The sequence below is a fragment of the Citrobacter sp. CK202 genome, from assembly GCF_030333225.1.
Lineage (GTDB): Bacteria > Pseudomonadota > Gammaproteobacteria > Enterobacterales > Enterobacteriaceae > Citrobacter_B > Citrobacter_B koseri.
Genome location: NZ_JAOWGI010000028.1, coordinates 403,615 through 428,790, shown reverse-complemented (window position 1 = coordinate 428,790; position 25,176 = coordinate 403,615). Strand labels below are relative to the sequence as shown.

18 protein-coding genes and 1 pseudogene are annotated in these 25,176 nt (G+C 56.6%); 11 read left to right on the top strand and 8 right to left on the bottom strand.

Going from position 1 to position 25,176, the window contains the following annotated elements:
• The first annotated feature begins 29 nt into the window (after positions 1 to 29).
• Genes fepD through fepC form a run of 3 tightly spaced genes read left to right on the top strand, consistent with a single transcriptional unit; the run spans position 30 to position 2,820 of the window.
• Positions 30 to 1,037 (top strand): Fe(3+)-siderophore ABC transporter permease, encoded by a 1,008-nt coding sequence (gene fepD / locus OGX84_RS18080; RefSeq protein ID WP_012133399.1) that lies wholly within the window; start codon positions 30 to 32, stop codon positions 1,035 to 1,037.
• Complete coding sequence (gene fepG / locus OGX84_RS18075; RefSeq protein ID WP_286458264.1) at positions 1,034 to 2,026, top strand: iron-enterobactin ABC transporter permease; 993 nt, start codon at positions 1,034 to 1,036, stop codon at positions 2,024 to 2,026. The genes fepD and fepG overlap by 4 nt, the downstream gene beginning before the upstream one ends.
• Entirely contained in the window at positions 2,023 to 2,820 is a 798-nt protein-coding gene (fepC, locus tag OGX84_RS18070; RefSeq protein ID WP_058668748.1) for an iron-enterobactin ABC transporter ATP-binding protein, read from the top strand. The genes fepG and fepC overlap by 4 nt, the downstream gene beginning before the upstream one ends.
• Positions 2,821 to 2,898: 78 nt before the next feature.
• Here the strand turns inward: fepC and wzz(fepE) are convergent, their stop codons facing one another.
• The 4 genes from wzz(fepE) to fes form a co-directional block, all read right to left on the bottom strand.
• Complete coding sequence (wzz(fepE), locus tag OGX84_RS18065) at positions 2,899 to 4,035, bottom strand: LPS O-antigen length regulator Wzz(fepE) (protein WP_047458238.1); 1,137 nt, start codon at positions 4,033 to 4,035, stop codon at positions 2,899 to 2,901.
• A gap of 251 nt (positions 4,036 to 4,286) precedes the next feature.
• Positions 4,287 to 8,171, bottom strand: a complete 3,885-nt coding sequence (entF, locus tag OGX84_RS18060; RefSeq protein WP_286458263.1) for an enterobactin non-ribosomal peptide synthetase EntF — start codon at positions 8,169 to 8,171, stop codon at positions 4,287 to 4,289.
• Positions 8,168 to 8,386 (bottom strand): MbtH family protein, encoded by a 219-nt coding sequence (locus OGX84_RS18055; protein WP_058668745.1) that lies wholly within the window; start codon positions 8,384 to 8,386, stop codon positions 8,168 to 8,170. Before OGX84_RS18055 ends, entF begins: the two co-directional genes overlap by 4 nt.
• A gap of 29 nt (positions 8,387 to 8,415) precedes the next feature.
• Positions 8,416 to 9,630 (bottom strand): enterochelin esterase, encoded by a 1,215-nt coding sequence (fes, locus tag OGX84_RS18050; RefSeq protein WP_049010892.1) that lies wholly within the window; start codon positions 9,628 to 9,630, stop codon positions 8,416 to 8,418.
• A gap of 305 nt (positions 9,631 to 9,935) precedes the next feature.
• Here fes and OGX84_RS18045 point away from each other — a divergent pair, with 305 nt between their 5' ends.
• Positions 9,936 to 12,179, top strand: a complete 2,244-nt coding sequence (locus OGX84_RS18045) for a TonB-dependent siderophore receptor (protein WP_012133407.1) — start codon at positions 9,936 to 9,938, stop codon at positions 12,177 to 12,179.
• A 48-nt stretch (positions 12,180 to 12,227) separates the two neighbouring features.
• Entirely contained in the window at positions 12,228 to 12,881 is a 654-nt protein-coding gene (entD, locus tag OGX84_RS18040; protein WP_286458262.1) for an enterobactin synthase subunit EntD, read from the top strand.
• A 169-nt stretch (positions 12,882 to 13,050) separates the two neighbouring features.
• Here the strand turns inward: entD and OGX84_RS18035 are convergent, their stop codons facing one another.
• Positions 13,051 to 15,084 (bottom strand): choline transporter, encoded by a 2,034-nt coding sequence (locus tag OGX84_RS18035; RefSeq protein WP_047458253.1) that lies wholly within the window; start codon positions 15,082 to 15,084, stop codon positions 13,051 to 13,053.
• 282 nt (positions 15,085 to 15,366) lie between these two features.
• Between OGX84_RS18035 and betI the strand changes: the two genes are divergently transcribed.
• The 5 genes and pseudogenes from betI to OGX84_RS18010 all read left to right on the top strand — a co-directional run bounded on the left by betI (position 15,367) and on the right by OGX84_RS18010 (position 19,711).
• Positions 15,367 to 15,960, top strand: coding sequence for a transcriptional regulator BetI (betI, locus tag OGX84_RS18030; protein WP_024130562.1), 594 nt, complete (start codon positions 15,367 to 15,369; stop codon positions 15,958 to 15,960).
• A 13-nt stretch (positions 15,961 to 15,973) separates the two neighbouring features.
• Positions 15,974 to 17,446: a betaine-aldehyde dehydrogenase gene (gene betB / locus OGX84_RS18025; RefSeq protein ID WP_286458261.1), complete on the top strand. Its 1,473-nt coding sequence runs from the start codon at positions 15,974 to 15,976 to the stop codon at positions 17,444 to 17,446.
• A 13-nt stretch (positions 17,447 to 17,459) separates the two neighbouring features.
• Positions 17,460 to 19,136: a choline dehydrogenase gene (gene betA / locus OGX84_RS18020; protein ID WP_012133412.1), complete on the top strand. Its 1,677-nt coding sequence runs from the start codon at positions 17,460 to 17,462 to the stop codon at positions 19,134 to 19,136.
• A 159-nt stretch (positions 19,137 to 19,295) separates the two neighbouring features.
• Positions 19,296 to 19,394: pseudogene (locus OGX84_RS18015) on the top strand (glutamate-cysteine ligase family protein); the annotation flags it as partial.
• 68 nt (positions 19,395 to 19,462) lie between these two features.
• Positions 19,463 to 19,711, top strand: coding sequence for a DUF1158 domain-containing protein (locus tag OGX84_RS18010; RefSeq protein ID WP_012133415.1), 249 nt, complete (start codon positions 19,463 to 19,465; stop codon positions 19,709 to 19,711).
• Here the strand turns inward: OGX84_RS18010 and OGX84_RS18005 are convergent.
• On the bottom strand, positions 19,640 to 21,265 hold the full coding sequence (locus OGX84_RS18005) for an alpha/beta hydrolase-fold protein (RefSeq protein WP_058668739.1): 1,626 nt from the start codon (positions 21,263 to 21,265) through the stop codon (positions 19,640 to 19,642). The genes OGX84_RS18010 and OGX84_RS18005 overlap by 72 nt on opposite strands.
• Positions 21,266 to 21,422: 157 nt before the next feature.
• Between OGX84_RS18005 and OGX84_RS18000 the strand changes: the two genes are divergently transcribed.
• A complete protein-coding gene (locus tag OGX84_RS18000) occupies positions 21,423 to 23,567 on the top strand; it encodes a TonB-dependent siderophore receptor (RefSeq protein WP_060815872.1) in 2,145 nt (714 codons plus the stop codon).
• 36 nt (positions 23,568 to 23,603) lie between these two features.
• Here OGX84_RS18000 and OGX84_RS17995 read toward each other — a convergent pair whose 3' ends face one another.
• Together OGX84_RS17995 and OGX84_RS17990 are read right to left on the bottom strand one after the other, a co-directional pair.
• A complete protein-coding gene (locus tag OGX84_RS17995) occupies positions 23,604 to 23,945 on the bottom strand; it encodes a RamA family antibiotic efflux transcriptional regulator (protein ID WP_024130566.1) in 342 nt (113 codons plus the stop codon).
• A gap of 29 nt (positions 23,946 to 23,974) precedes the next feature.
• Positions 23,975 to 25,075 (bottom strand): MBL fold metallo-hydrolase, encoded by a 1,101-nt coding sequence (locus OGX84_RS17990; protein ID WP_012133420.1) that lies wholly within the window; start codon positions 25,073 to 25,075, stop codon positions 23,975 to 23,977.
• Positions 25,076 to 25,176: the final 101 nt, after the last annotated feature.

Below are 25,176 nucleotides of genomic sequence, written 5' to 3'. Positions count from 1 at the left end.
TAATTACTATCATTATCAGGGAAGTTGATATGTCATGCTCTGTTTCCGTGGCACGCGCCATCGCCGTGCCCGGCTTGTTGTTATTACTTATTCTCGCCACGGCATTAAGTCTGGCTATCGGCGCAAAATCACTGCCTGCGTCCGTCGTACTTGAAGCAATTACCGGCACCTGCCAAAGCGCTGACTGCACCATCGTGCTGGACGCGCGATTGCCGCGCACGCTGGCTGGCCTGTTGGCTGGCGGCGCACTGGGGCTCGCCGGGGCGTTAATGCAAACGCTCACCCGCAACCCGCTTGCCGACCCGGGCATTCTCGGCGTCAATTCCGGCGCCAGTTTCGCGATCGTACTCGGCGCGGCGCTGTTTGGTTTTTCCTCTCCGCAGGAACAGTTGCTGATGGCGTTTGCCGGGGCGCTGGTCGCCTCGCTGATTGTCGCCTTTACCGGCAGTCAGGGCGCCGGGCAGTTAAGCCCGGTTCGCCTCACGCTGGCGGGTGTCGCGCTCGGCGCAGTGCTGGAGGGGCTTTCCAACGGTATCGCGTTGCTGAACCCGGATGTGTACGATCAGCTCCGTTTCTGGCAGGCCGGCTCGCTGGACATTCGCAGTCTGCAAACGCTCAAGGTTATTGTCGTGCCGGTGCTGATTGCCGGTGCTACCGCGCTGTTTCTCAGCCGCGCGCTGAACAGCCTGAGTCTCGGTAGCGATACTGCCACCGCGCTGGGCAGCAAAGTGGCGCGTACCCAGCTCATCGGCCTGCTGGTGATTACCGTGTTATGCGGCAGCGCGACGGCGGTTGTTGGCCCCATCGCGTTTATCGGTCTGATGATGCCGCACATGGCCCGCTGGCTGGTGGGGGCGGATCACCGCTGGTCGCTGCCGGTCACGTTGCTGGCGACCCCGACCCTGCTGCTGTTTGCCGATATTATCGGGCGACTCATCGTTCCCGGTGAATTGCGCGTTTCGGTTGTCAGCGCCTTTCTCGGCGCGCCAGTGCTTATTTTCCTCGTGCGGCGCAAGCAGCGCGGAGGTGCCGTATGATGCACCTTTCCCGCCGCCTGATCATAAGCTGTCTGTTGCTGGTGCTCGGCTGTATCGCTGTCGGCTTGTGGAGCCTGCGCAGCGGCGCCGTTACGCTGGAAGTCTCGCAAATCATCAATGCGTTGCAGGGAGACGCCCCGCGCAGCATTACCCTTGTGGTGACCGAATGGCGTCTGCCTCGCGTGCTGATGGCGCTGCTGATTGGCGCCGCGTTGGGCGTCAGCGGGGCGATTTTTCAGTCGTTGATGCGCAACCCGCTGGGTAGCCCGGACGTAATGGGTTTTAACACCGGGGCCTGGAGCGGCGTGCTGGTGGCAATGGTGCTGTTTGGCCAGAACCTGACGGCGATCGCGATGGCGGCGATGGCTGGCGGAATTCTCACCTCGCTGATCGTCTGGCTGCTTGCCTGGCGCAACGGCATTGAGACCTTCCGGCTGATTATTATCGGCATCGGCGTGCGCGCCATGCTGGTGGCGTTCAACACCTGGCTGCTGTTACAGGCGTCGTTAGAAACGGCCCTCTCCGCCGGATTGTGGAACGCCGGGTCGCTCAACGGACTGACCTGGGCCAAAACGTGGCCCTCGGCACCGCTGATCGTTCTGATGCTGGCGTGTGCCGCATTGCTGGTACGCCGTCTGCGCTTGCTGGAAATGGGCGATGACAGCGCCTGCGCGCTTGGCGTCAGCGTTGAACGTTCCCGGTTAATGATGATGCTGGTCGCCGTGGTGCTGACCGCCGCCGCGACGGCGCTCGCAGGCCCGATCTCTTTCATTGCGCTGGTTGCGCCGCACATCGCGCGGCGCCTTAGCGGCACGGCACGCTGGGGGTTAACCCAGTCCGCATTGTGTGGCGCGCTGCTGCTGCTGGCCGCCGACCTGTGCGCCCAACAACTGTTTATGCCTTACCAGCTTCCGGTAGGCGTTGTCACCGTAAGCCTCGGCGGTATTTACCTTATCGTCTTGTTAATTCAGGAGTCCCGCAAAAAATGACCGAATCAGTAGCCCGTTTGCGTGGCGACCAGTTAACGCTGGGTTATGGCAAGTATACCGTCGCGGAGAATCTGAATGTTTCTATCCCGGATGGTCACTTCACTGCCATTATTGGGCCGAATGGCTGCGGCAAATCAACGTTATTGCGTACGCTAAGCCGTCTGATGTCGCCCATACATGGCCACGTCTGGCTCGACGGCGAGCATATTCAGCACTACGCCAGTAAAGAGGTAGCGCGACGAATCGGCCTGCTGGCGCAAAACGCCACCACGCCGGGCGATATCACCGTACAGGAGCTGGTTGCCCGGGGCCGCTATCCGCATCAGCCTTTGTTTACCCGCTGGCGCAAAGAAGACGAAGACGCCGTCGCCGGTGCGATGCGCGCTACGGGGATTACCCACCTGGCGACGCAAAGCGTGGACACGCTTTCAGGCGGGCAGCGGCAGCGAGCATGGATAGCCATGGTGCTGGCGCAGGAAACGTCCATCATGTTGCTGGATGAACCGACGACCTGGCTGGACATCAGCCACCAGATCGACCTGCTGGAACTGTTGAGCGAGCTGAATCGCGAGAAAGGTTACACCCTCGCTGCGGTTCTGCACGACCTTAACCAGGCCTGCCGGTATGCCACGCATTTAATCGCGTTACGTGAAGGCAAGATCGTCGCAGAGGGAGCGCCAAAGGAGATTGTGACAGCGGATCTTATTGAGAAAATTTATGGATTACGTTGCACAATCATCGACGATCCGATCGCCGGAACGCCGCTGGTTGTGCCGCTGGGTCGCCCGAAGTAATCTCAATGGCGGAGGGTTAACCATGCAGGCCCGGTCAGCGACAGCGCCAGCGCCACCGGGCGATTTGCCGGATGGCGCTTAGACTAACCGTTCTTCCAGTTGAATCGCATCATCCAGTTTACGGGACAGCATGGCATGACGCAGCAGAACACCACCGCACGCGATCATACCGCCCAGCAACGCAGCCAGAATCACGATCAACGCTTTGCCCGGGCCGTCTTTTTTCACTGGCAGCGAAGGCGATAGCTGATATTTAAACGGCATAAATTTCACATCATTGATATTCATCGCGGTCAGTTGCTCTACGTAATACTGGCGATTGCGTATTTCAGCGTTAATTTCCGCAACGTCCGTGACGGACTTTTCAATTTGCAATTTTTGCGCAATACCGTCGGCGCCCAGAGAAATAGAGAAATCCGGGTCGTCTTTTACCGCCTGACCATTACTGTAGACCGGCTTCTTAATCCCGGCGGCGTTGGCAATCTCCAGGGAATAATTAAGTCGCTGAATGTTCGCATCAAGCTGGTTGCGCAATCTCACCCGGTCCATCGCCAGTTTTTCTTTCTCGAAATGCGTTCTGGTGTCCAGCTGGTTACGAATATTCTCCAGCGTCTCTTTCACGACGATGTCCGACACATACTGGATATAGCCGGCCAGCACCTTCTGCGCCTCTTCTTTCGTTGGCGCAGTAAAACTTAATGTCCACGAGGTAAATAACGACGTCTCGTTTTTCTTACCGGCGTTGGTATCCACCGCGTTCATCTTTTCACTGAGCGCAACAATCGCCCGATGCAGTTCCATTTCATCAATATCCGCCCCTTTCAATTGATCCATCACATACGGGGAGGCGCGAAGATATTCATCCAGCAGCGATGTTGAGCTGAACTTCTTAATGAAAAGCGTAAAGACGGCGTCTCGCTGCAAATTAATGTCGAGGTTCAGCACGCGCAATGTGGTCAGCGTTTTTTCCAGCTCCTGCCACTGTACGGCCTCTGCCGGGGTGACAATCGCCCGACTGGTCCATTTCTGCGGCAGAATAAAGGACAGCAGAATACCTGCCAGCGCAAACGCAAAAACAGTCGCAATAATGCGATTTTTCGCCCGCCATAAAACATCAACAAGGCTTAACAAATCAATTTCATTACTGTTTGACGGCGCTAACGGATAGCCAGTAAATTCCGAATCTTTTTCCTGCTTAACATTGAGTGATGACATGTTGTGTAACCTGACATTGAGTCCAATGAATAAAAACATCCTTTCTAATATTCTAACAGCATCTCAGAATTATCCGAAACGATCTTTGTTTGTTCCACAGGTAGCATGCAATATTCAGAATTTTACCAACTGTCTGATTATGTTTCACTTATGTTAAATCAATGCTGAAGACAAATAAAAAGCCCATAATAATTGGTAGCTATTATGGGCATCAGTAGAATTAGATTTTTAAAGGCGTCAGAACGCTTCGCTTACTGGTCGAGCAATGCGCGAATAATCGGCCCGATATTCTCAAACGCGGCAGGTGAAATAATATCGACGTGGGCGCAATCCTGGCGGTAGATATCCAGTTCAGCCATCCACGGCGCCCAGCTGCGTTCAGGACTTATTCCTTCCGGCAGTGTGCGCTCCGCGACAAACAGCGTTGCGCGTCCATCGAACGGTACGCTATGCGCGGTTGTCAGAAGCCGCACGGCATCGGCGTAGTTTCCTTCGATGGTGCTGAATAACTCCCCGGAGGCATTTCCCTGTTGCGCAGCAAGGAACGCTTCGCGTTCACGCGCGATCTCCGCTAACACTTCAGGGTCCAGACCATTGGCCTCTTTTTCCTGCCAGTTTTGCGTTTCCGGCGGCCAGGTATCCAGCAGCCCGAGGAATGCAACCGTTTCGCCACGCGCACGCAAGCGCGCCGCAATGCCCTGGGCCAGCGTTCCGCCCAGCGAATACCCCAGCAGGTAGTAAGGCCCATGCGGCTGCTGCGCCAGCAGCGTTTCCAGATGACGCTCACACACCTCATCCAGATTCGTGGCCGTTTGCATCGGTCCATCAGGCCTTGGCGACTGAATCCCCGTAATTGACCAGTGTGGGCTGAGATAACGTGCCAGCACGCTAAACTGCCAGGCAAAACCGGACGCCGGATGGAAGCAGAATAACGTTGGTCCACTGCTTTCACGCAGCGGCAGGAGCGTTTCAAAGCCCAGACGCTGAGATTGCTCGTCATCGGCGGAATCCAGCAACGCGCTAAGCTGACCAACGGTTGACGCCACCATCACCTGCCCCGGCGTCACCTGACGCCCGGACACGCGGCTCAACTGCGCGGCGAGTTTCATCGCCAGTAACGAATGCCCGCCCAGCGCAAAGAAATCGGCCTCCACATCATTGACCTCGCAACCCAGCAGGCCGGCAAAGGCGTCAGCCATCGTTTTTTCCGTCCCTGGCAATGGCGCGCGCCCCGGCGTACGTTGCGTCAGTTGCGGCATCGGCAGCGCTTTACGATCCAGTTTCCCGTTTGCGCTGAGCGGCAGTTCCGCAAGCTGTAGCAGAACCACAGGCACCATATGCGGCGGTAATGTCTCGCGTAACCGTTCCTGAAGCGCCGGAATATCCAGCGGTAAGCCGGACTGTGACACCAGATAGCCTACCAGTTGGCGGGCATCGCCTCCTGTCGCGGCCGCCTGGTTAAACACGCAGGCGTGAGCCACGGCGTGCTCGACGTCCGGCAGCGTTTGCATAACCCGATCAATCTCGCCCAGTTCAATACGCTGACCACGAATTTTTAGCTGATCGTCGCTGCGGCCAAGGTACTCTACCGCGCCATTTTCCAGCCAGCGCGCCACGTCTCCGGTGCGATACATGCGTTCGCCCGGCATAAACGGATCGGCAATAAAGCGACTCGCCGTCAGATCCGGGCGCCCCAGATACCCCTGCGCCAGCTGGATGCCGGTCAGGTATAAATCACCCGCGGTGCCCGGCGGCACCGGGCGCATCATCGCATCAAGAATACGCAGCCCGGTATTCCAGACCGGATAGCCAATCGGCACGCTGTTTCCGGTGACATCCGCCAGTTCTTTGCCGCAGGCGGGATACCAGCTGACATCCACCGCCGCTTCCGTCGGCCCGTACAGATTGTGCAGCGGCGCGCCGGTCAACTGTTCCCACTCGCGGCACAGCCCGGTGGGCAACGCCTCGCCGCTACAAAATACGCGCTGTAGCGTAGCGCAGCTTTCATGAGCGGATTCAGGGGTGAGCGAGGCGACGAACGCCGCCAGCATTGACGGGACAAAATGGGTGGTGGTCACACCATACTTCGCAAAGAAATGCTGCATGGCAATCGGATCGCGGTGCGCGTCCGGCTCCGCCATCACCAGCTTCGCCCCGGCAATAAACGGCCAGAAGAACTCCCACACCGAAACATCGAAACTGCACGGCGTTTTTTGTGCGACCACATCCTCTGCCGTTAACGGATAGTGATCCTGCATCCACAGCAGGCGATTCACGATCGCGGTTTGCCCGACCATTACCCCTTTCGGTCTGCCGGTCGAACCGGATGTAAAGATGATGTATGCCGTATGGTTCGGCAACGACAACGCCAGCGATTCAGCGCCGCTCGTCGGCAGCAGCGCGTTGTAGCACAGGCTTTCTACGCCGGGGATATCGTTAAATCGCGGCAGTTGTTCTGCGGTTGTGATCAGTAATTTCGGCTGCGCGTCTTCGAGCATCATTCGCAGACGATCGTCTGGATACCCCGTATCTAACGGCAGCCAGGCGGCTCCGGCCTCCACAATGCCGTGCAGCGCCAGCGTCAGGAAAACCGAGCGCGGCAACGCCACCGCGACGCTGTCGCCCGGTTTAACGCCACGTTCACGCAGCAGGTGCGCCAGAGCGATCACCTGCTCGCGCATCTCCTGATAACTGAGCTGATAGCGCGCATCAGCCAGCGCGGGCGCGTCCGGCGTTTTGCGTGTCTGTTCGTCAACCAGCGCGCTGAGCGTCGTGAGCGGTATGCTTACCGCCGTATCATTAATCTGCGCCAGTTGCGCATATTCGGCAGGCAGGAGCATTTCGGCATCGCCGCAGCGCAGCGCCGGATTGTCCGCAAACTGGCGTATCAGCGCCGTCAGCCGTGACGCATGGCAGGATAACGTCGCTTCATCATAGCGCTGTTTGTTGGCTAAGATTTCAATGCTCAGGCCGCCCTCTTCATCCGGGAACAGCGCCAGTTCAAGATCGTTAACCGGGCCGGTCGCCAGCGTATGGGTTTGCGCCTGTACACCGGGAATATCCAGTTGATAATCAAAGACCTTCACGTTCAGTACCGGGCCAAACAGCGGTTCTTCACCCGCCGCGCGGCCGCTGTCGCGAACGATCTGTTCGGCGTCATAACGCTGATGGCGACGCATTTTTTTCATCTGCCCGGCAAGACGCGTCGCCAGTTCCGGCAGCGTTTCCGCCGCATTAATGCTTACCCCTAACGGCAGGACGTTCAGTACCGGGCCGGTCGCCGTTAACGCCGCCGAGCCCATACGCCGCATGAATATAAATCCGGCGGCATAGTCCATCCGACCGCACAGGCGACCCAGCCATAGCGCCACCAGCGCCAGCGCTAAATCCGCACGCTGAATATCAGACATGCGTGCCGCCAGCTGACGGAAAACACCGTCGGGCACATCCAGTTTCATACGCAAAATATCGGCGCTGGCCGCCCGCCCGGGAAGCGGCGCAGCCGACAGCGAAGCGGGAGGCGGCAACTGGCGACGCTGCTCCGCCCAGAAGGCGCCATCGCGTTGATAAGCCTCGCTCTCACGGTAACGCTGATACTCCTCCACCACGTCAGCAAATGGCGTAAACGGCGAGTCGGGCGTCGGGGCGTTACACTGCCAGGCGCGGTAAATCGCCGCGATCTGACGGGTTATCGCCGGGAAACTGAAGCCATCCACCAGTAGATGGTGATAACGCTGATACCAGTACCAACGGGTATCATCGACCTGAATCAACTGGTGGAACGCCAGCGGTTTGCCGCCATCAACGCGTAGATTTTGTCGCAGATCGGCCTGCATCCGCGCCAGCGCCGCCGCATGCGGATCGGGCTCGTCACGCAGATCGATAAGCTCGGGTTGTGCAAACGTGAATGTCGGGTCCACCCACTGCCAGACCTCGCCGTTATCTTCGGTAAATCGCATACGGAGGGTATCCGCTTGCGCCATACCGGTTACAACCGCCTGCGCCAGCAGAGGGGCATTCAGCGTGCCGTGTAATTCCACATAGTGCGCCACGCTCCAGGCGGAAGGCAGCGTAGAGAGTTTTTCCGCCATCCAGATCCCTGGCTGGGCGGCCACTAACGGTAAACGCGTGGTCATTGAGCCTCCTGCGCAGCGGCGTAATGGGCGGGAGTTAGCGTGGTCCAGTGCGCATCCAGCCACTGCTGGCAAAGCGCCTGCGATTGCGGTTCGCACACCACCTGCCAGCCCGCAGGGAGAGAACACTGCTGTGGCCAGAGGCTAAATTGACGCTGCGGGTTTTGCAGAATGTAAAATTGTCCCTGCGGGTTATCGAAGGGATTACTGAATTCCATACTCAACTCCTGTCGTGGAAAATCGCCAGCTACAGCGTGTCGGTTAACGGTTGCCAGAGGGTCATCAACCCCTGCATTAATCCGCCACGCCAGCAAAGCGCATCATGTCCGCCGTCAACCTGACGCCAGAAAACCGACTGCTGCGTAGTGTGTAGTTGGCTGTAAAGCGCCTGATTCGCCCGGAAAATAAGCGGCTCTCTGATACCGGCCTCCAGCACGATGCGCAATCCTCTGGCGGTCAATGTGCCCGCCTTCAGCTGTTCAATAATCTCGCCTTCCCGATCTGCGCCGCGCTGCGGCCACCAGAACGATCCAGACTGGCTCAGTACGCAGCCAAAGCGCTCAGGCCAGTTCAGACCGGCATACAGCGAGGAAAGCCCGCCAAAACTCTGCCCGGCGACGATCGTCCTTTTTGCACAATCGCTGAATGGCGCAACGGTTTTCACCAGCGGCAGGAGTTCTTGTTGTACCGCCAGCCAGAAATCGGCATTGCAGGGCAGTTCACGGCTACGGTGGGGGGTATCAATGGCATCAATCAGCAGGTAGACCGCAGGAGGGAGCTGACGCCGCCGGGTCAGTGAGGTGAGCGCGGGCCAGACGGGCATGCTTTCCGCCCAAAACTGCCCGTCGAGCAGAATCGCTAGCGGACGTTCAGGCCGGGCGTCGCCGGTCGTGAACACCCACACGCGACGCGTATTGCCCAGCCGCTCGCTGCGCCATTGCAAACATACCGGAGGAGCTGACGGATTTTCAGGCTTATCCCAGCCGGGTTGTACTGGCGCGTCAGGCATTTCCAGCGCGGAAACCGCATGGCCCCGCCCCCCCTTCCAGCTCACCGGGTTAAGAGGATCGGCAATCGCCTGCGGCAATAACTGACGCCAGCCTTCACGCAGCGTGGTTCTGTCAGGCGTTTCATCTACTGCCAGAGAAGCAAAAATATCATCGCGTTCAGAAGGGATGAAACAGTAACTACCACGCCAGTCGGCGCTTAATGTCGTGCTCCATCGCCAGACATCCGTGCCCGCAATACGCTGCATGGATTGCGGAACCGCATTCTGGTGATGGTCGGTGACGCCTGTAATGTAGACCCATACGCGGCGAATTGAAGAGCGGCTTTCCGTCCCCTGCGGATCGCGCCACCAGAAAGTCACCCGATATTTTTCGTCTGTTTCACGCTCCCATTCGGGACCGTGTTTTGACTGCCACCAGGTCTCACTTCCTGTCGTTAACGCCGTCACCGTCATAACCCCATGTTTATTGTGTAATTTTTTATTTAATGATGAAATATATTGATAATATTATTGATAACTATTTTCATTTGCAATAGCGTATTGTCGCGCCGTGGGAAGCGCGAACATTATTTCACCACCCAGGCTGGGTCTCTCATTCGTGCATTGACGCCACGTTCAAATGAGAAACACAACCTGAAACCTGCACTGCGTGCTTTTTCTGGAATGTATGGCTTTCGCAGATGCGGGCGACATCAGGCTAAACACCTCACCACGAGAGTTTGGCGCATGTGGCTAAATAAAGATAAGCAGGAAACACAATGAACAATAAGATTCATTCCCTGGCCTTACTGGTCAATCTGGGAATTTATGGGGTCGCTCTGCCTGTTATGGCGGAGGAGACCACTGATAGCGCAGCGCTTCATGAAGACACCATCGTGGTCACCGCCGCCCAGCAGAACCTCCAGGCACCGGGCGTATCGACCATTACCGCCGACGAAATCCGTAAAAATCCTCCCGCTCGCGACGTTGCCGAAATCATCCGCACCATGCCGGGCGTGAACCTGACCGGTAACTCAACCAGCGGCCAGCGCGGCAACAACCGCCAGATCGACATTCGCGGCATGGGCCCGGAAAACACCCTGATTCTGATCGACGGCAAACCGGTGACCAGCCGCAACTCCATCCGTCTGGGCTGGCGCGGCGAGCGTGACACCCGTGGCGATACCGGTTGGGTGCCGCCAGAGATGATCGAACGCATTGATGTGATTCGTGGCCCTGCGGCGGCACGTTACGGCAACGGCGCAGCGGGCGGCGTGGTAAACATCATCACCAAGAAATTCGACGATCAGTGGCACGGTTCGTGGAACACCTATCTGAATGCGCCGGAACACAAAGACGAAGGTTCCACCAAGCGCACCAACTTTAGCCTGAGCGGCCCGCTGGGCGGCGAATTCAGCTTCCGCATGTACGGCAACCTGGATAAAACTCAGGCCGACGCCTGGGACATCAACCAGGGCCACCAGTCTGAGCGTACCGGCGCCTACGCCAACACCCTGCCAGCAGGTCGTGAAGGGGTTGAAAACAAAGATATTAATGGTGTCGTACGTTGGGATTTCGCACCGATGCAGGCGCTGGAGTTTGAAGCAGGCTACAGCCGCCAGAACAACCTTTACGCGGGCGATACCCAAAACACCAATAACGACAATGCCCTGGTGAAGAAAAACTACGGTAAAGAGACTAACCGTATTTATCGCCAGAACTTCGCAGTGACCTGGAACGGCGGCTGGGATAACGGTATCACCACCAGCAACTGGGCACAGTACGAACACACCCGCAACTCGCGTCTGGGCGAAGGACTGGCGGGCGGTCTCGAAGGGTTGTTCAACAGCGACGAATTCACCGACACCGACCTGGCCGACGTGATGTTGCACAGTGAAATTAACCTGCCGCTTGATTTCATCGTTAATCAAAACCTGACGCTGGGTACTGAGTGGAACCAGCAGCGTATGAAGGATTCCGCCTCGAATACTCAGGCTCAACAGGGCGGAGCCATTCCAGGCATGAGCGACGACCGCAGTCCGTACTCATCCGCAGAAATCTTCTCCCTGTTTGCCGAGAACAACATGGAGATAACTGACAGCACCATGCTGACCCCGGCGCTACGCTTCGATCACCACACTATCGTCGGCAACAACTGGAGCCCGTCCCTGAACCTGTCGCAGGCGCTGGGCGATGATTTCACCCTGAAGATGGGTATCGCCCGTGCCTATAAAGCACCGAGCCTCTATCAGACCAACCCGAACTACCTGCTGTACAGCAAAGGCCAGGGTTGCTATGCAAGCTCCGATGGCGTCGGTTGCTACATGATGGGTAACGATGACCTGAAAGCGGAAACCAGCGTCAACAAAGAGATTGGTCTTGAGTGGAAACACGACGGCTGGCAGGCCGGTGTGACCTGGTTCCGTAACGACTACCGCGATAAGATTGAAGCGGGCTATGCGCCAGTCGGCCATACCTCTTCAGGTAAAGTGCAAACCGATATCTACCAGTGGGAAAACGTGCCGAAGGCCGTGGTAGAAGGTCTGGAAGGATCGTTGAATATTCCGGTCAGCGATGCGATAAACTGGACCAACAACATTACCTACATGCTACAGAGCAAGAACAAAACAACCGGCGATCGTCTGTCGATCATCCCGGAGTACACGCTGAACTCAACCCTGAGCTGGCAGGTACATCAGGATGTGTCAGTGCAGTCAACCTTCACCTGGTACGGCAAGCAGCAGCCGAAGAAATACAACTATAAGGGCCAGCCTGCTACCGGCTCTGAGAAAGATGAAGTCAGCCCGTACAGCATTGTCGGCCTGAGCGCGACCTGGGACGTAACCAAAAACGTCAGCCTGACCGGCGGCGTGGATAACGTCTTCGACAAGCGTCAATGGCGTGCGGGGAATGCCCAGACCACGGGTAACGACGCGACCGGCGCTTATATGTACGGTGCAGGTGCTTACACCTACAACGAGCCGGGTCGTACATGGTACATGGGCGTTAACACGCGCTTCTGATAACGACCACCCTCTCCCTGAACGGGGAGAGGGTTTTTATGAGAAACCATGCGAACCACTTACATCCCCCTCTCTTTTTCCCGCCACAAACTTCATCTTATCGGGTTCGATATCGATAGCTTCCACGAACACGATCTGCTCTGGTTGCCGCACCATGCGCAGCTGCTTCCCGCCGGGCGAAAACGTCAGGCTGAACACTTAGCGGGACGTCTCGCCGCGTTTCATGCCCTGACTGAATATGGGCACAAAACCGTACCCGCTATCGGCGATAAACGGCAGCCCTTGTGGCCGGAAGGCCTGTTCGGCAGTATCAGCCACAGCGCCGCCACGGCGCTGGCAGTCGTCTCCCTCACTCCGGTAGGGGTTGATATCGAAGCAATCTTCACGCCTCAAACGGCAGCAGAACTCACCAGCAGTATCGTCGATAACGATGAACAACGCGTTTTACAGCGCAGTTCTCTTCCTTTTCCGCTCGCGTTAACCCTGGCGTTTTCCGCCAAAGAGAGCGTCTATAAAGCGTTCTCCGATCGCGCGGCAACGTTACCGGGTTTTGCCAGCGCCAGGATCGTTTCAGTGACGAAAACACATCTAACCATGCAAATGACGTCGGCGTTTTCGCCGCAGCTTGCTGATTGCACAGTGGATATTTCGTGGCGTGAGTACGACGGTCAGGTCATTACGCTCTGCGCGTCCGTCCTGTAGAATTTGCCCGCAGCCATTGCTGACTGCGGAGCACAAGCATTGCCATAAAAGCGTATTTCGTCAGCATATATCGCCTCCATGCGAAGAAGAGACTAACAAGCCGAATTGTCGTGTTCGGGTTGTTAGCCTCAAGGTTGACGGAACTATTTTCAGAAAACGTGAGATCCGCTTACATTCCCGGGAACAACACCCCGTTGCCAGGCGCTTCACGATCCAGATGAATAAAGTTCAGATGACGTTCATACTGATCGAGAATGTCCGTAATCACCTGCTCTTTGCTGTAGTCCATCAGGTCATTTCCCTGGCTTCCTTCCAGCAGGAACGTTTCCAGCCGGTAATAGCTCGACTTGCCGCTGCGCGCCCGGTAGGTAAAGCCGGGGATTGCGTACTGCTGCGGCCAGATCTGATAGATAAAGTTGCGCTCATCGCCCATGTGAACCCGCAGATCCAGATGGCCAAGGTTTTCCCCTTCCTGCGGCGGCATACTTTTCAGTTCCACCGATGCGCCGCGCAGTTGCAGCTCATGGGCGACCTCTTCCATTGCCGGGAAACATACCTTCTCCATCATTTCGCGGGTATAGCGCGTTCCCGGGTAGTTCATCAGGCGCGACAGTCGTTTTTTCCAGCTCAGCCGGTCCTGCACGCCCATCGGACGCGGCGCGGTATGACGACTGGCGCTTTCCCGACGATAATCTTCAACTTTCAATGATTTATACAATCCCGCCATAATGAAGAAGATCACAAAACTAAACGGCAGCCCCATGATTACCGTCGTGTTTTGCAGCGCTGAAATCCCGTTGGTCATCAGCATCCCCAGCGTCAGCAGGCCAATCGCTACCGACCAGAAAACACGCAGCCAGGCTGGCGCATCGCTGTTGATGTCTTTCAGTTTTGAGGTGAAATTGCCCAGCACCAGCGCACCGGAGTCCGCCGATGTCACGTAGAACAACAGACCGGTGATTGTGGCGACAGACGCGCTGAAGGTGAAGGCCGGATACTGCGCCAGCAGGCTATAAAAGCCGCGCTCAGGGTGCGCCATCGCTTCCTCGGCAAAACCGGCATCGCCATGAATGATTTCATACAGCGCGCTATTGCCAAACACCGACAGCCACAGCAGGGTGAAAGTGAACGGGATAATCAACGTACCGAAGACAAACTGGCGAATGGTGCGGCCACGCGAAATACGCGCCAGGAACAGCCCGACAAACGGCGACCACGCAACCCACCACGCCCAGAAAAAGAGCGTCCAGTTGTTCATCCACTCAACCGGCCTGTCGAACGCAAAGCTGTTCAACGTCATCCCCATAAAGCGGTTAACGTAGTCGCCCACATTCAGCACCAGCGCATTAAGCAGGAATGAGGTGTCCCCCATAAACAGCACAAAGAGGATCAACCCCAGCGCCAGCAGCACATTCAGCTCCGACAGAACCCGAATGCCTTTGTCCACGCCAGAAGTCACCGAGATCGTGGCGATCACCACCGACAGCACAATCAGCGCCGCTTTGGCCGCCATTGAATCCGGGATATCAAACAGCACGCTCAGACCGTAATTGAGCTGCACCACACCAATCCCCAGCGTCGTGGCGATACCAAAGATGGTGCCGATAACTGCGGCAATATCCACGCTATGCCCAATCGGCCCGTTGATGCGCTTACCGAAGATCGGATAGAGCGCTGAGCGAATGGTCAGCGGCAGGTTATAGCGATAGCTAAAGTAGCCAAGCGCCATCCCCATTAACGCATACATCGACCAACCGGTCAGGCCGTAGTGAAACAGCGTCCAGACCATCGACTGGCGGGCGGCTTCAATAGTCTGCCCTGCTCCTTCCGGCGGCTGCATATATTGGGTGACGGGCTCCGCCACCGAAAAGAACATCAGGTCGATGCCAATCCCGGCGGCGAAAAGCATTGCCGCCCAGCTTAGCAGACTAAATTCCGGCTTTGACTGCTCAGGCCCGAGCTTGACGGAACCGAAACGCGAGCAGGCAATGAATATGACAAAAACGATATAGAGCGTGGCGGCCAGCAGATAGTACCAGCCAAACGTTCTGGAGACCCAGTTCAGCGTGCGGCCGATCCAGACTGCGGAGAAATCACTAAAAAAAATGGTCGTCAGGGAAAACAACAAAATCAGTCCGGCAGACGTATAAAACACAACGGGATTGATTTTGTCCTTTTCTCTGTTCTGAGCAAGGTTCGTCATCGATTACCTCTGATTAAGTAACGGTGACTACTCTGTCGAGCAGCTAACTTTTTGAGATTCTGTAAGGCGATGGCATTTTTAACAGATTTGCAAAAATAGCCTTATTAACAGAAATGATGATATTTTTAATTTATTGTTTTTATTAAATTTATCTAATACCCCATTACATTCTCCTTACCTGTTAACCGCCAAATTGATAACAATTAAGACACATTTTATATTGAACGTCCAATCAAAAAACGGTTTAATACATAACCATAACTGATGACTGGAGCGATAAAAATGCCCAAAGTGGGGATGCAAACCCTTCGTCGCAGGCAACTGATTGACGCCACCCTGGAGGCCATTAATGAAGTCGGGATGCATGACGCAACCATTGCGCAAATAGCCCGGCGAGCAGGCGTTTCGACCGGCATCATCAGTCACTATTTCAAGGATAAAAATGGATTGCTGGAAGCGACGATGCGCGACATCACCAGCCAGCTTCGCTATGCCGTCCTGCGTCGGTTGCATGCCCTTCCAGAGGCCAGCGCAGAATTGCGTTTGCGCGCCATCGTAGCGGGCAACTTTGACGACAGTCAGATAAGCCAGGCCGCGATGAAAGCCTGGCTCGCATTCTGGGCAAGCAGCATGCATCAGCCGATGCTCTATCGCCTGCAACAGGTCGCCAGCAAGCGGCTGCTGTCGAACATTGTGTATGAATTCAGGCGCGAACTTCCGCGCCAGCAGGCTCAACAGGCCGGTTATGGCCTGGCGGCGCTTATCGATGGGCTGTGGCTACGCGCCGCGCTGAGCGGAAAACCGTTTAATCTCAGTCTCGCTCAGGCGCTGACCACCCATTTCATCAGTCAGCATTTGCCGAACGCCACTGACTAACCGAGGAGAACTCATGCCCCGAATGGCAGAACAACAGCTTTATATTGACGGCGCATATACTGCCGCCACCAGCGGTCGCACCTTTGAGACGATCAATCCCGCTAACGGCGAGGTACTGGCTACCGTACAGGCCGCAGGCCGCGACGATGTCGATCGCGCCGTGAAAAGCGCGCAGCGCGGGCAAAAAATGTGGGCCGCGATGAGCGCAATGGCACGCTCGCGAATCCTGCGTCGGGCAGTTGATATTCTGCGTGAACGCAATGACGAGCTGGCGCAACTGGAAACGCTCGATACCGGTAAACCACTGAGCGAAACCGCCAGCGTGGACATCGCCACCGGCGCAGACGTGCTTGAGTATTACGCCGGGCTGATCCCTGCCCTGGAAGGCAGCCAGATCCCGCTACGCGAGACGTCATTCGTCTACACCCGTCGCGAGCCGCTGGGCGTGGTGGCCGGGATCGGCGCATGGAACTACCCCATTCAAATCGCCCTGTGGAAATCCGCTCCGGCGCTGGCGGCAGGCAATGCCATGATCTTCAAACCCAGTGAAGTCACGCCGCTAACCGCGTTAAAACTGGCGGAAATCTACAGCGAAGCCGGTCTCCCGGACGGCGTGTTCAACGTGCTGCCAGGCACCGGCGCGGAAACAGGGCAGTTCCTGACGGAACATCCTGATATCGCCAAAATCTCCTTCACCGGCGGCGTCGCCAGCGGCAAGAAAGTGATGGCCAATTCAGCGGCTTCATCGCTGAAAGAGGTGACGATGGAGCTGGGCGGCAAATCACCGCTGATTATCTTTGACGACGCGAACCCCGACCTCGCGGCGGATATCGCCATGATGGCGAACTTCTTCAGCTCCGGCCAGGTCTGCACCAACGGCACGCGCGTATTCATTCCGGCGCACATGAAAAGCGCCTTCGAGCAAAAAATTCTGGCGCGCGTAAGCCGCATTCGCGCAGGCGATCTGTCTGACCCGGCAACCAATTTTGGCCCACTGGTGAGCTTCCCCCATCGCGACAACGTTCTGCGCTATATCGCCAGCGGAAAAGCGGAAGGCGCAACGCTGCTTTGCGGCGGCGACGTATTAAAAGGCGAAGCGTTTGATAACGGCGCCTGGGTCGCCCCCACCGTATTCACCGACTGCCGGGATGAGATGACCATCGTACGCGAAGAAATTTTCGGCCCGGTGATGTCCATTCTGACCTACGAAAACGAAGAAGAGGCGATCCGCCGCGCCAATAACACCGATTACGGACTGGCCGCCGGGGTAGTGACAGCCGATCTCAACCGCGCTCATCGCGCAATCCACCAGCTTGAAGCGGGGATCTGCTGGATCAATACCTGGGGGGAATCTCCTGCTGAAATGCCGGTCGGCGGCTACAAGCATTCCGGTATTGGTCGCGAGAACGGCATCATGACGCTGCAAAGCTACACCCAGGTGAAGTCCATCCAGGTTGAGATGGGTCAGTTTCAATCCATATTTTAACCAGGAGGTTTGTTTGCATTTTGACTACATCATTATTGGCGCCGGTTCGGCGGGCAACGTACTGGCAACACGGCTGACCGAAGACAGCGACACCACCGTGTTGCTGCTGGAAGCGGGCGGCCCGGACTACCGTGCGGATTTCCGCACCCAGATGCCTGCCGCGCTGGCGTTTCCGCTACAGGGTAAACGTTATAACTGGGCGTATGAGACCGAACCGGAGCCGCATATGAACTACCGCCGCATGGAGTGCGGCCGTGGTAAAGGGCTGGGCGGCTCATCGCTGATTAACGGCATGTGTTACATTCGCGGCAACGCGATGGATCTCGACAACTGGGCGCAGGAGCCAGGCCTCGAACACTGGAGTTACCTCAACTGCCTGCCCTATTACCGCAAGGCGGAAACCCGTGATATCGGCCCCAACGACTACCACGGCGGCGACGGCCCGGTAAGCGTCGCCACGCCAAAGCACAATAACAACCCACTGTTCCATGCGATGATAGAAGCAGGCGTCCAGGCGGGATATCCACGTACCGACGACCTCAACGGCTATCAGCAGGAGGGGTTTGGGCCGATGGACAGAACCGTGACGCCGCAAGGACGACGCGCCAGTACGGCACGCGGGTATCTCGATCAGGCCAAAGGTCGGCCGAATCTGACCATCATCACCCATGCGCTGACCGACCATATTCTATTCGAAGGTAAAAAAGCGTCAGGCGTTGAGTGGCTGGAAGGCGACAGCACCATCCCGACCCGGGCGATGGCGCGTAAAGAGGTGTTGCTGTGCGCGGGCGCCATTGCGTCGCCGCAAATCCTGCAACGCTCCGGCGTGGGTGACGCATCGCTACTGAAAGCGTTTGATATTCCGCTGGTGCACCACCTGCCAGGCGTGGGTGAAAACTTGCAGGACCATCTGGAGATGTATCTACAGTATGAGTGCAAAGAACCCGTCTCTCTCTACCCGGCATTGCAATGGTGGAACCAGCCGAAAATTGGCGCTGAGTGGTTATTTGGCGGCACCGGCGTGGGCGCCAGCAACCATTTTGAGGCAGGTGGATTTATCCGCAGCAGCGAAGCGTTTAGCTGGCCGAATATTCAGTATCACTTCCTGCCAGTGGCGATTAATTACAACGGCTCGAATGCGGTGAAAGAACACGGTTTTCAGTGTCATGTCGGTTCGATGCGCTCACCCAGCCGTGGGCATGTGCACATTAAATCGCGCGATCCGCGCGAGCATCCGGCCATTCTGTTTAACTATATGTCTACCGGGCAGGACTGGCAGGAGTTCCGCGATGCCATACGCATCACGCGTGAAATCATCAACCAGCCTGCGCTGGACAAATACCGTGGACGCGAAATCAGCCCCGGTATTACGTGCCAGACCGACGAACAGCTGGATGCGTTTGTGCGAGACCACGCGGAGACCGCGTTTCATCCTTGCGGCACCTGCAAGATGGGTTACGACGAAATGGCGGTAGTCGACGGCGAAGGCCGGGTTCACGGCGTGGAAAATCTGCGCGTGGTGGACGCCTCCATTATGCCGCAAATTATCACCGGCAACCTGAACGCCACCACCATTATGATCGGCGAGAAGATGGCCGATGCGATTCGTGGCCGCGAACCGCTGGCAAAGAGCACCGCAAGCTATTACGTCGCAGGTGATGCGCCCGTGCGTCAGCCGCCGCTGCGTTAATCCCACCTCTTTTTCCCGCTCTGCTGCTGAGCGGGAAAAGACCACGCCCCCCCTCCTCCTCCCTGACATCTATACTCAACGCAACGCCCTGACAAAAGAGAACGTTATGCCGCTACCCGATTTTCACGTTTCCGAACCGTTTACGCTGGGAATTGAACTGGCGGGGGCACGCACCCTTTTCAAAAGTGGCAGCGCCAGGAGGTGTGCGACAATGCGCGCTACCTGCGTACGCTGGAAAACTTCGGTTATCTGATTCAGTAGGCGACGATTTGCGTTACCCGGCGATATCCCGGACAATGGCTTTTTAACTCAAGTTTAACAATGCCATGAAACACCCGCTTGAATCGTTGATGACCGCTGCCGGCATCCTGCTGATGGCTTTTCTCTCCTGCCTGCTGCTGCCTGTGCCCTCGCCTGGCATGGTGCTGGCGCAAAAGCTGGTTGCGACCTTCCATTTAATGGATCTCAACCAGCTTTACACCCTGCTGTTTTGCCTGTGGTTTTTAACGCTTGGCGCTCTCGAATATTTCGTGATCCGCTTTATCTGGCGTCGCTGGTTTTCGCTGGCTGACTAAGCCGGTGAAATCCCGCATACCGTGAACCAGCGCTTCACACCACGCGGCGTAATCGTGCCCGCTTGACCACGGATGGAAACTCACCGGATAGCCTTTTTCACGTAGTACCTGCGCAAATTCCAGCGTGTTGCGATAAATACCGCCGTCCGGGCCTTTGGTTTCAAAGCGGCCAGCCTGCAACCAGAAGCGGACAGGATAACGCGGCGAATTCTGGTACTGACGCGTCAGCCAGCTGGCCTCCTCGTCTTTTGGCGCCCACCAGTACGAACCGGATAAACTCAGCACGTTACCGAACAGACGCGGATAGCGCAACGCGACCCAGGATGACGCCAGCCCGCCATAGCTGGAGCCCGCCAGCACCGTTTTTTGTCGTTGCGTAGTCACCCCCTGCTGACGCAGCCAGGGCAATAATTCATGCGCCATAAAGTCGGCAAAATCAGGGTTCGGCGGCAGCTCTTTCGCCCGTCTGGCGTGATCGAGCGTATCAATAAACACCACGTTTATCGGCGGCAGTTGATGGCGCGCGATCAGCCCATCCAGCACGCGATCGATATGATAATCATCAAGATACGTTTTGCCGTCAAACAGCATCAGCGTCCAGCGTGCCGGTTGCGCGCTGTGTGGGCGATAAATCGCAATTTCACGACTGTTGCCCAGACGTTCGCTGAACAATGTTTTGCGCGTAAGCGAACCGTAACGAACAGGCTGCGCGGTAGCTTGCGCAGAGCAAAACCGCGCGGGACTCAGATCGAGAAGGGAAAACTGATTCCAGCGATCGGCATACTTCTCGCCAAGCGTCAGCGGGTTAAGCGGATCTCTCTGCGCGCTGACCAGAATCGCCCGCCGCTGATCGCGCGGCGAACCGTTCACCAACGGAACATCCGGCGCCAGTTTGTACTGCATTACCGTATCCGCAGGCACCACATAGCTGCGGAACCAGACGTCGGAATCGCCCAGGCGGAACAGGGGATCGTGATCGCCTGCCGGAGAACCGAGAATAAAAACGTTCTGCTTCGCACCGCGCCACAGAAACGTAACCCGCTTATGGCTGTCGTCAACCGGCTCCACCAGCGGCGTGCCGTTGCGCTGTAGATCCTGCCAGAAATGGGCGGTTCCGGCTCCTGCCGCCAGCGCTTTTTCCAGTTGCTGCAAGGTTGGGCTGACGGGAGCGACGCGCTGTATTTTCGGCAGCGGCGTGGTCTCTTTCATCTGCCATGTAAACCGCCAGCGAGCGCCCTCATTACCGTGCAACACCAGCGAGGTGGCCTGTTGTACCGGCAAAGAAAACAACAGCTGATGCTCGCCATCGGCTGGGCCACCTTCCAGTAAAGTACGGATGCGACGGTTCTGGCCGTCCAGCAAACGAGCATCGGTAATCCCCGACAGGGTGGCCGAAACATAATTTTCACTCAGCGCGGGAAGCACAAAGCAGATCTCGCCGCTGGCATCAAATTTCCCCTGCTGCTCTCCCTGAACGGAGGGCGTCGAACACGGCATCGCCTGAGCCGACATCGTCCCCAGCCCAATCACCAAACCACTCCATGCCATCTTCATTAACGGTGCTTTCCTGATGAAATTTGTTAACAACGCTAATGCAAATGGTAATGATTTGCAATAACATCTGTCGCGTTTAATGAGGATGGCAGTCCGGCATTTGTCTGACAGGACGACCGGACAATTTCAGGTATGGCATAGAAAAGGATGCTAAATGATATTTAAAAATAACAAGATAATGCAGCTCTGGGTTCTCAGCCTGGCGACCGTCAGTACGACGACGTTTGCCAAAACGCAGGAGGAGACCATTCTGGTGACGCAAGGCGTCAGCCAGGAACCCACTGCGCCGGTGAAGGGAATGGTGGCGACCAAAACCCTGTCGGCAACCAAAACCTCCGCGGAGCTGGTGAAAACGCCGCAGTCCGTCTCCGTCGTTACCCGCGACCAGATGGACGCGCTGGACGCCACCTCCGTCTCCCAGGCGCTGCGCTACACCGCCGGGGCATTTACGGAGTATCGCGGCTCATCCAACCGTAACGATGAAGTGTTTGTACGCGGCTTCAGCTACGTTCCTAAATTCCTTGATGGTCTGAGCTTTGGCGCAACGGCGTCATCGCAAACCGGCACCGTTGATCCGTGGCTGCTGGAGCGGGTAGAGCTGGTACGCGGCCCGGCTTCGGTTCTGTTTGGCCAGGTGAACCCCGGCGGGCTTATCAGCATGACCAGCAAACGCCCCACCAGCGAACCGATTCATAAGGTTCAGTTCAGCACCGGTAATCGCGATCTGGCGGAAGGCGCATTTGATTTCGGCGGCCCGCTGAGCGATGACGGCCGGGTACTGTATCGCCTGAACGGGATCGCCCGCACTCAGCATAACCAGGTTGAAGACTATAAAGATTCGCGCGTCGCGATTGCTCCGGCTATCACCTGGTATCCAAACGATCAGACCCGTTTCACGCTGCTGACCAGCTACCAGAAAGATCCCGATGCGGGCTACCGTAACTTCCTGCCTGCTTACGGCACCGTCACCAGCGCTAACGGAAAATATATTCCGCTCGATTTTAACGTCAGCGATCCTGATTACGATCAGTCATGGCGTGAGCAGACGATGGTGGGTTATGAGTTTGAACATCAGTTCAATGACATGATGACCTTCCGCCAGAACGCCCGCTATGCCAGCATCAAGCAAAAATACCGCTATCTGGTTTACTTCAACAGCAAACCGGAAAGCACGCTGCTCAGCCGTCGCGCCCAGCATGAGGAGCGCACGACCAATGAGTTTGGCATTGATAACCAACTGGAAGCACAGTTTGCGACCGCGCAGATGAACCATACGCTGCTCGGCGGGCTGGATTACAAGTCCAGCAACGACAAGCAACTGTTAATGCGCGGTTCCGGCTCGCAGTACGATATGGACTGGACGCACCCGGTTTATGGCGTAAACGTCGATGAAAGCACCTTCAGCCCCGCCAGCCACGAACAGCAGAACCTCGATCAGATGGGCCTCTATTTACAGGATCAGATGAGCTGGAACAACTGGGAGCTGCTGCTCTCCGGGCGCTATGACTGGACGGAAGTTCGCACCACCGATTACATCAACAGTGAGAAAACGCAGCAGAACGACAACAAGTTCACCTGGCGTACCGGCTTGCTGTATGCCTTTGATTTCGGCCTCTCGCCGTACATCAGCTACAGCACCTCGTATGAGCCTAATCTGCAAACCAACCGCGCGCCGGGCAGCGCGCCGTTTAAACCCACTACCGGTAAACAAACCGAAGTGGGCGTGAAGTATCAGCCGGTGGATAACACGCTGATGTCGCTGGCGTTATACGATCTCAAACAGAGCAATGTGTCCACTTACAACAGCACGCTGGGCTGGTTCGAAAACGCAGGGGAAGTGCGTTCCAAAGGCGTGGAAGCGGAAATTCACTCTTCACTGTGGGATAGCGTCAACCTGATTGGCTCGTATACCTACACGGATGCGGAAACCGTCAACACCACGGTAGCGGGTACGGAAGGGAAAACGCCTGCCCGTATTCCTGCTCACATGGCTTCCGCCTTCGCCAGTTATACCTTCCCCGGCGGCCCGCTGAAAAGCCTGACGACCGGCGTGGGCGTACGCTACATCGGCACCAGCTATGGCGATGCGAAAAACACCTTTAAAGTGCCGGCGGTGGATCTGTATGACGCGATGGTGAGCTACGAACTGGGAGAACTGAACAGCAGCCTGAAAGGCGCAGCCGTACAGTTTAATGTCAATAATATCGCCGATACGAAATACGTGGCCTCTTGCGCCAGCGACACCGCCTGCTTCTATGGCGTAGGTCGCACGGTTACGGCAACAGTGAGCTATTCCTGGTAAGAAAGATTCCCGGCAGCCAGGCGCTGCCGGGGAAACTCAGTGCGTACGGCTGTGATTCTCTTTACGGTAGGCACCCGGCGGCTGATTAAAGGTTCGGGTGAAGATCCGCGTAAAGGTCTGCTGCGAATCAAAACCGTACTTCAGGCAGATGTCATACACCCTTTGGTCGGTATCGCGTAAATCACGCGCCGCCAGCCGCAGCTTACGCTCCCGGATATAGCGCCCCAGACTCTCCCCTTTGTACTGCATAAACAGGCGTTGCAGATGCCATTTGGAGTACCCGGCGTGGCGGGCAATATCATCAATGCGCAACGGTTGATTTAAATTATCATCAATCCACTCGACAATAGTGTCGATTACCTGAGCGGAAATGGTCATCGTGCTCTCCCCCTCCGAAAAATGGTCGCTTATTCCCACCAGGCCGTAAACTGCTGGGTCGGATCGGCCAACATCACCGGTTCTCCCAGCGTCGGCGTCAGCAGGCGGTAGCGTTTATGACGACTCGCCAGCGCCAGACGTTTATACGGATCGTCCCAGCTGTGTTTCGCCAGGACAAAACGCCCGGCATGACCGGGTAAAATCGCTTTTGCGCGCAGATCCTGCGCCGCCTGCGCGGTCTCTTCCGGCATCATGTGAATGTATCGCCAGTCCCGGTCGTACTGACCGTTTTCCATGATGGCCAGATCGACTGAGCCGAACTGTTCTCCAATCGCCTTAAAATGCGGCCCGTAACCGGAATCTCCGCTGTAATAAACCTTCTGTTCAGGCGTCTCAAACATAAAACTCGCCCACAGCGTCTGGTTACGTTTGAGCCCCCGGCCAGAAAAATGGCGCGCGGGCAGGACGTGGATCAGCAGCGCATCATCGATCCTGACGGACTGGTTCCAGTCGCGCTCGTCGATAATCCCGCCATTCATGCCCCAGTAGCGCAAATGCGATCCCACACCCAGCGGCGTAATGACCCGCTTAATCTTCGGCATCAGCGCTTTAATGGTGGCGTAGTCCAGATGGTCATAGTGATCGTGCGAGATGATCAGCAGGTCGATCTCCGGCATATTTTGCGCCGTCCAGGGGTAGTCCCCGGCAAAGGCTTTATTCAGAAACGAAAACGGCGCGGCATAGCTGCTGAATACCGGGTCGATCAGAATGCGTTTTCCCGCCAGTTGCAGATACCAGGAGGAATGGCCCAGCCAGATGAGCGTGTCCCGATCGCGCGGTACGCTGGCGAGATCGGTGTTTACCAGCGGCAACGGTTGGGCAGGCCGCGCATTTTCACGTTTAGCGACCAGAAACTCCCACCATGCGGCGAGCATCCCCTTATCCCCGGTGTAACCGGGAGTGGGTAATTGATTATGAAACTGTCCATCACGATAGTGTGGAGACTGTTCCACCAGGCTCAGTTGAGCGCCCTGCGGCACCTGACCAAACCCGGCGTTAAGGACAAACGGCAGACTCGCTGTAGAAGCAATAAGCATAATAACAACCACACAAATTGTGAGACGCTTCATATCCTGATCCGAAAACGCGCCCCTTTCCGCTGGTTTGCGCGACTGTCACTTGATTATGAGTGAGTAAGCACTCATTATAGAAAGCGAAGGAATCTCGTCAA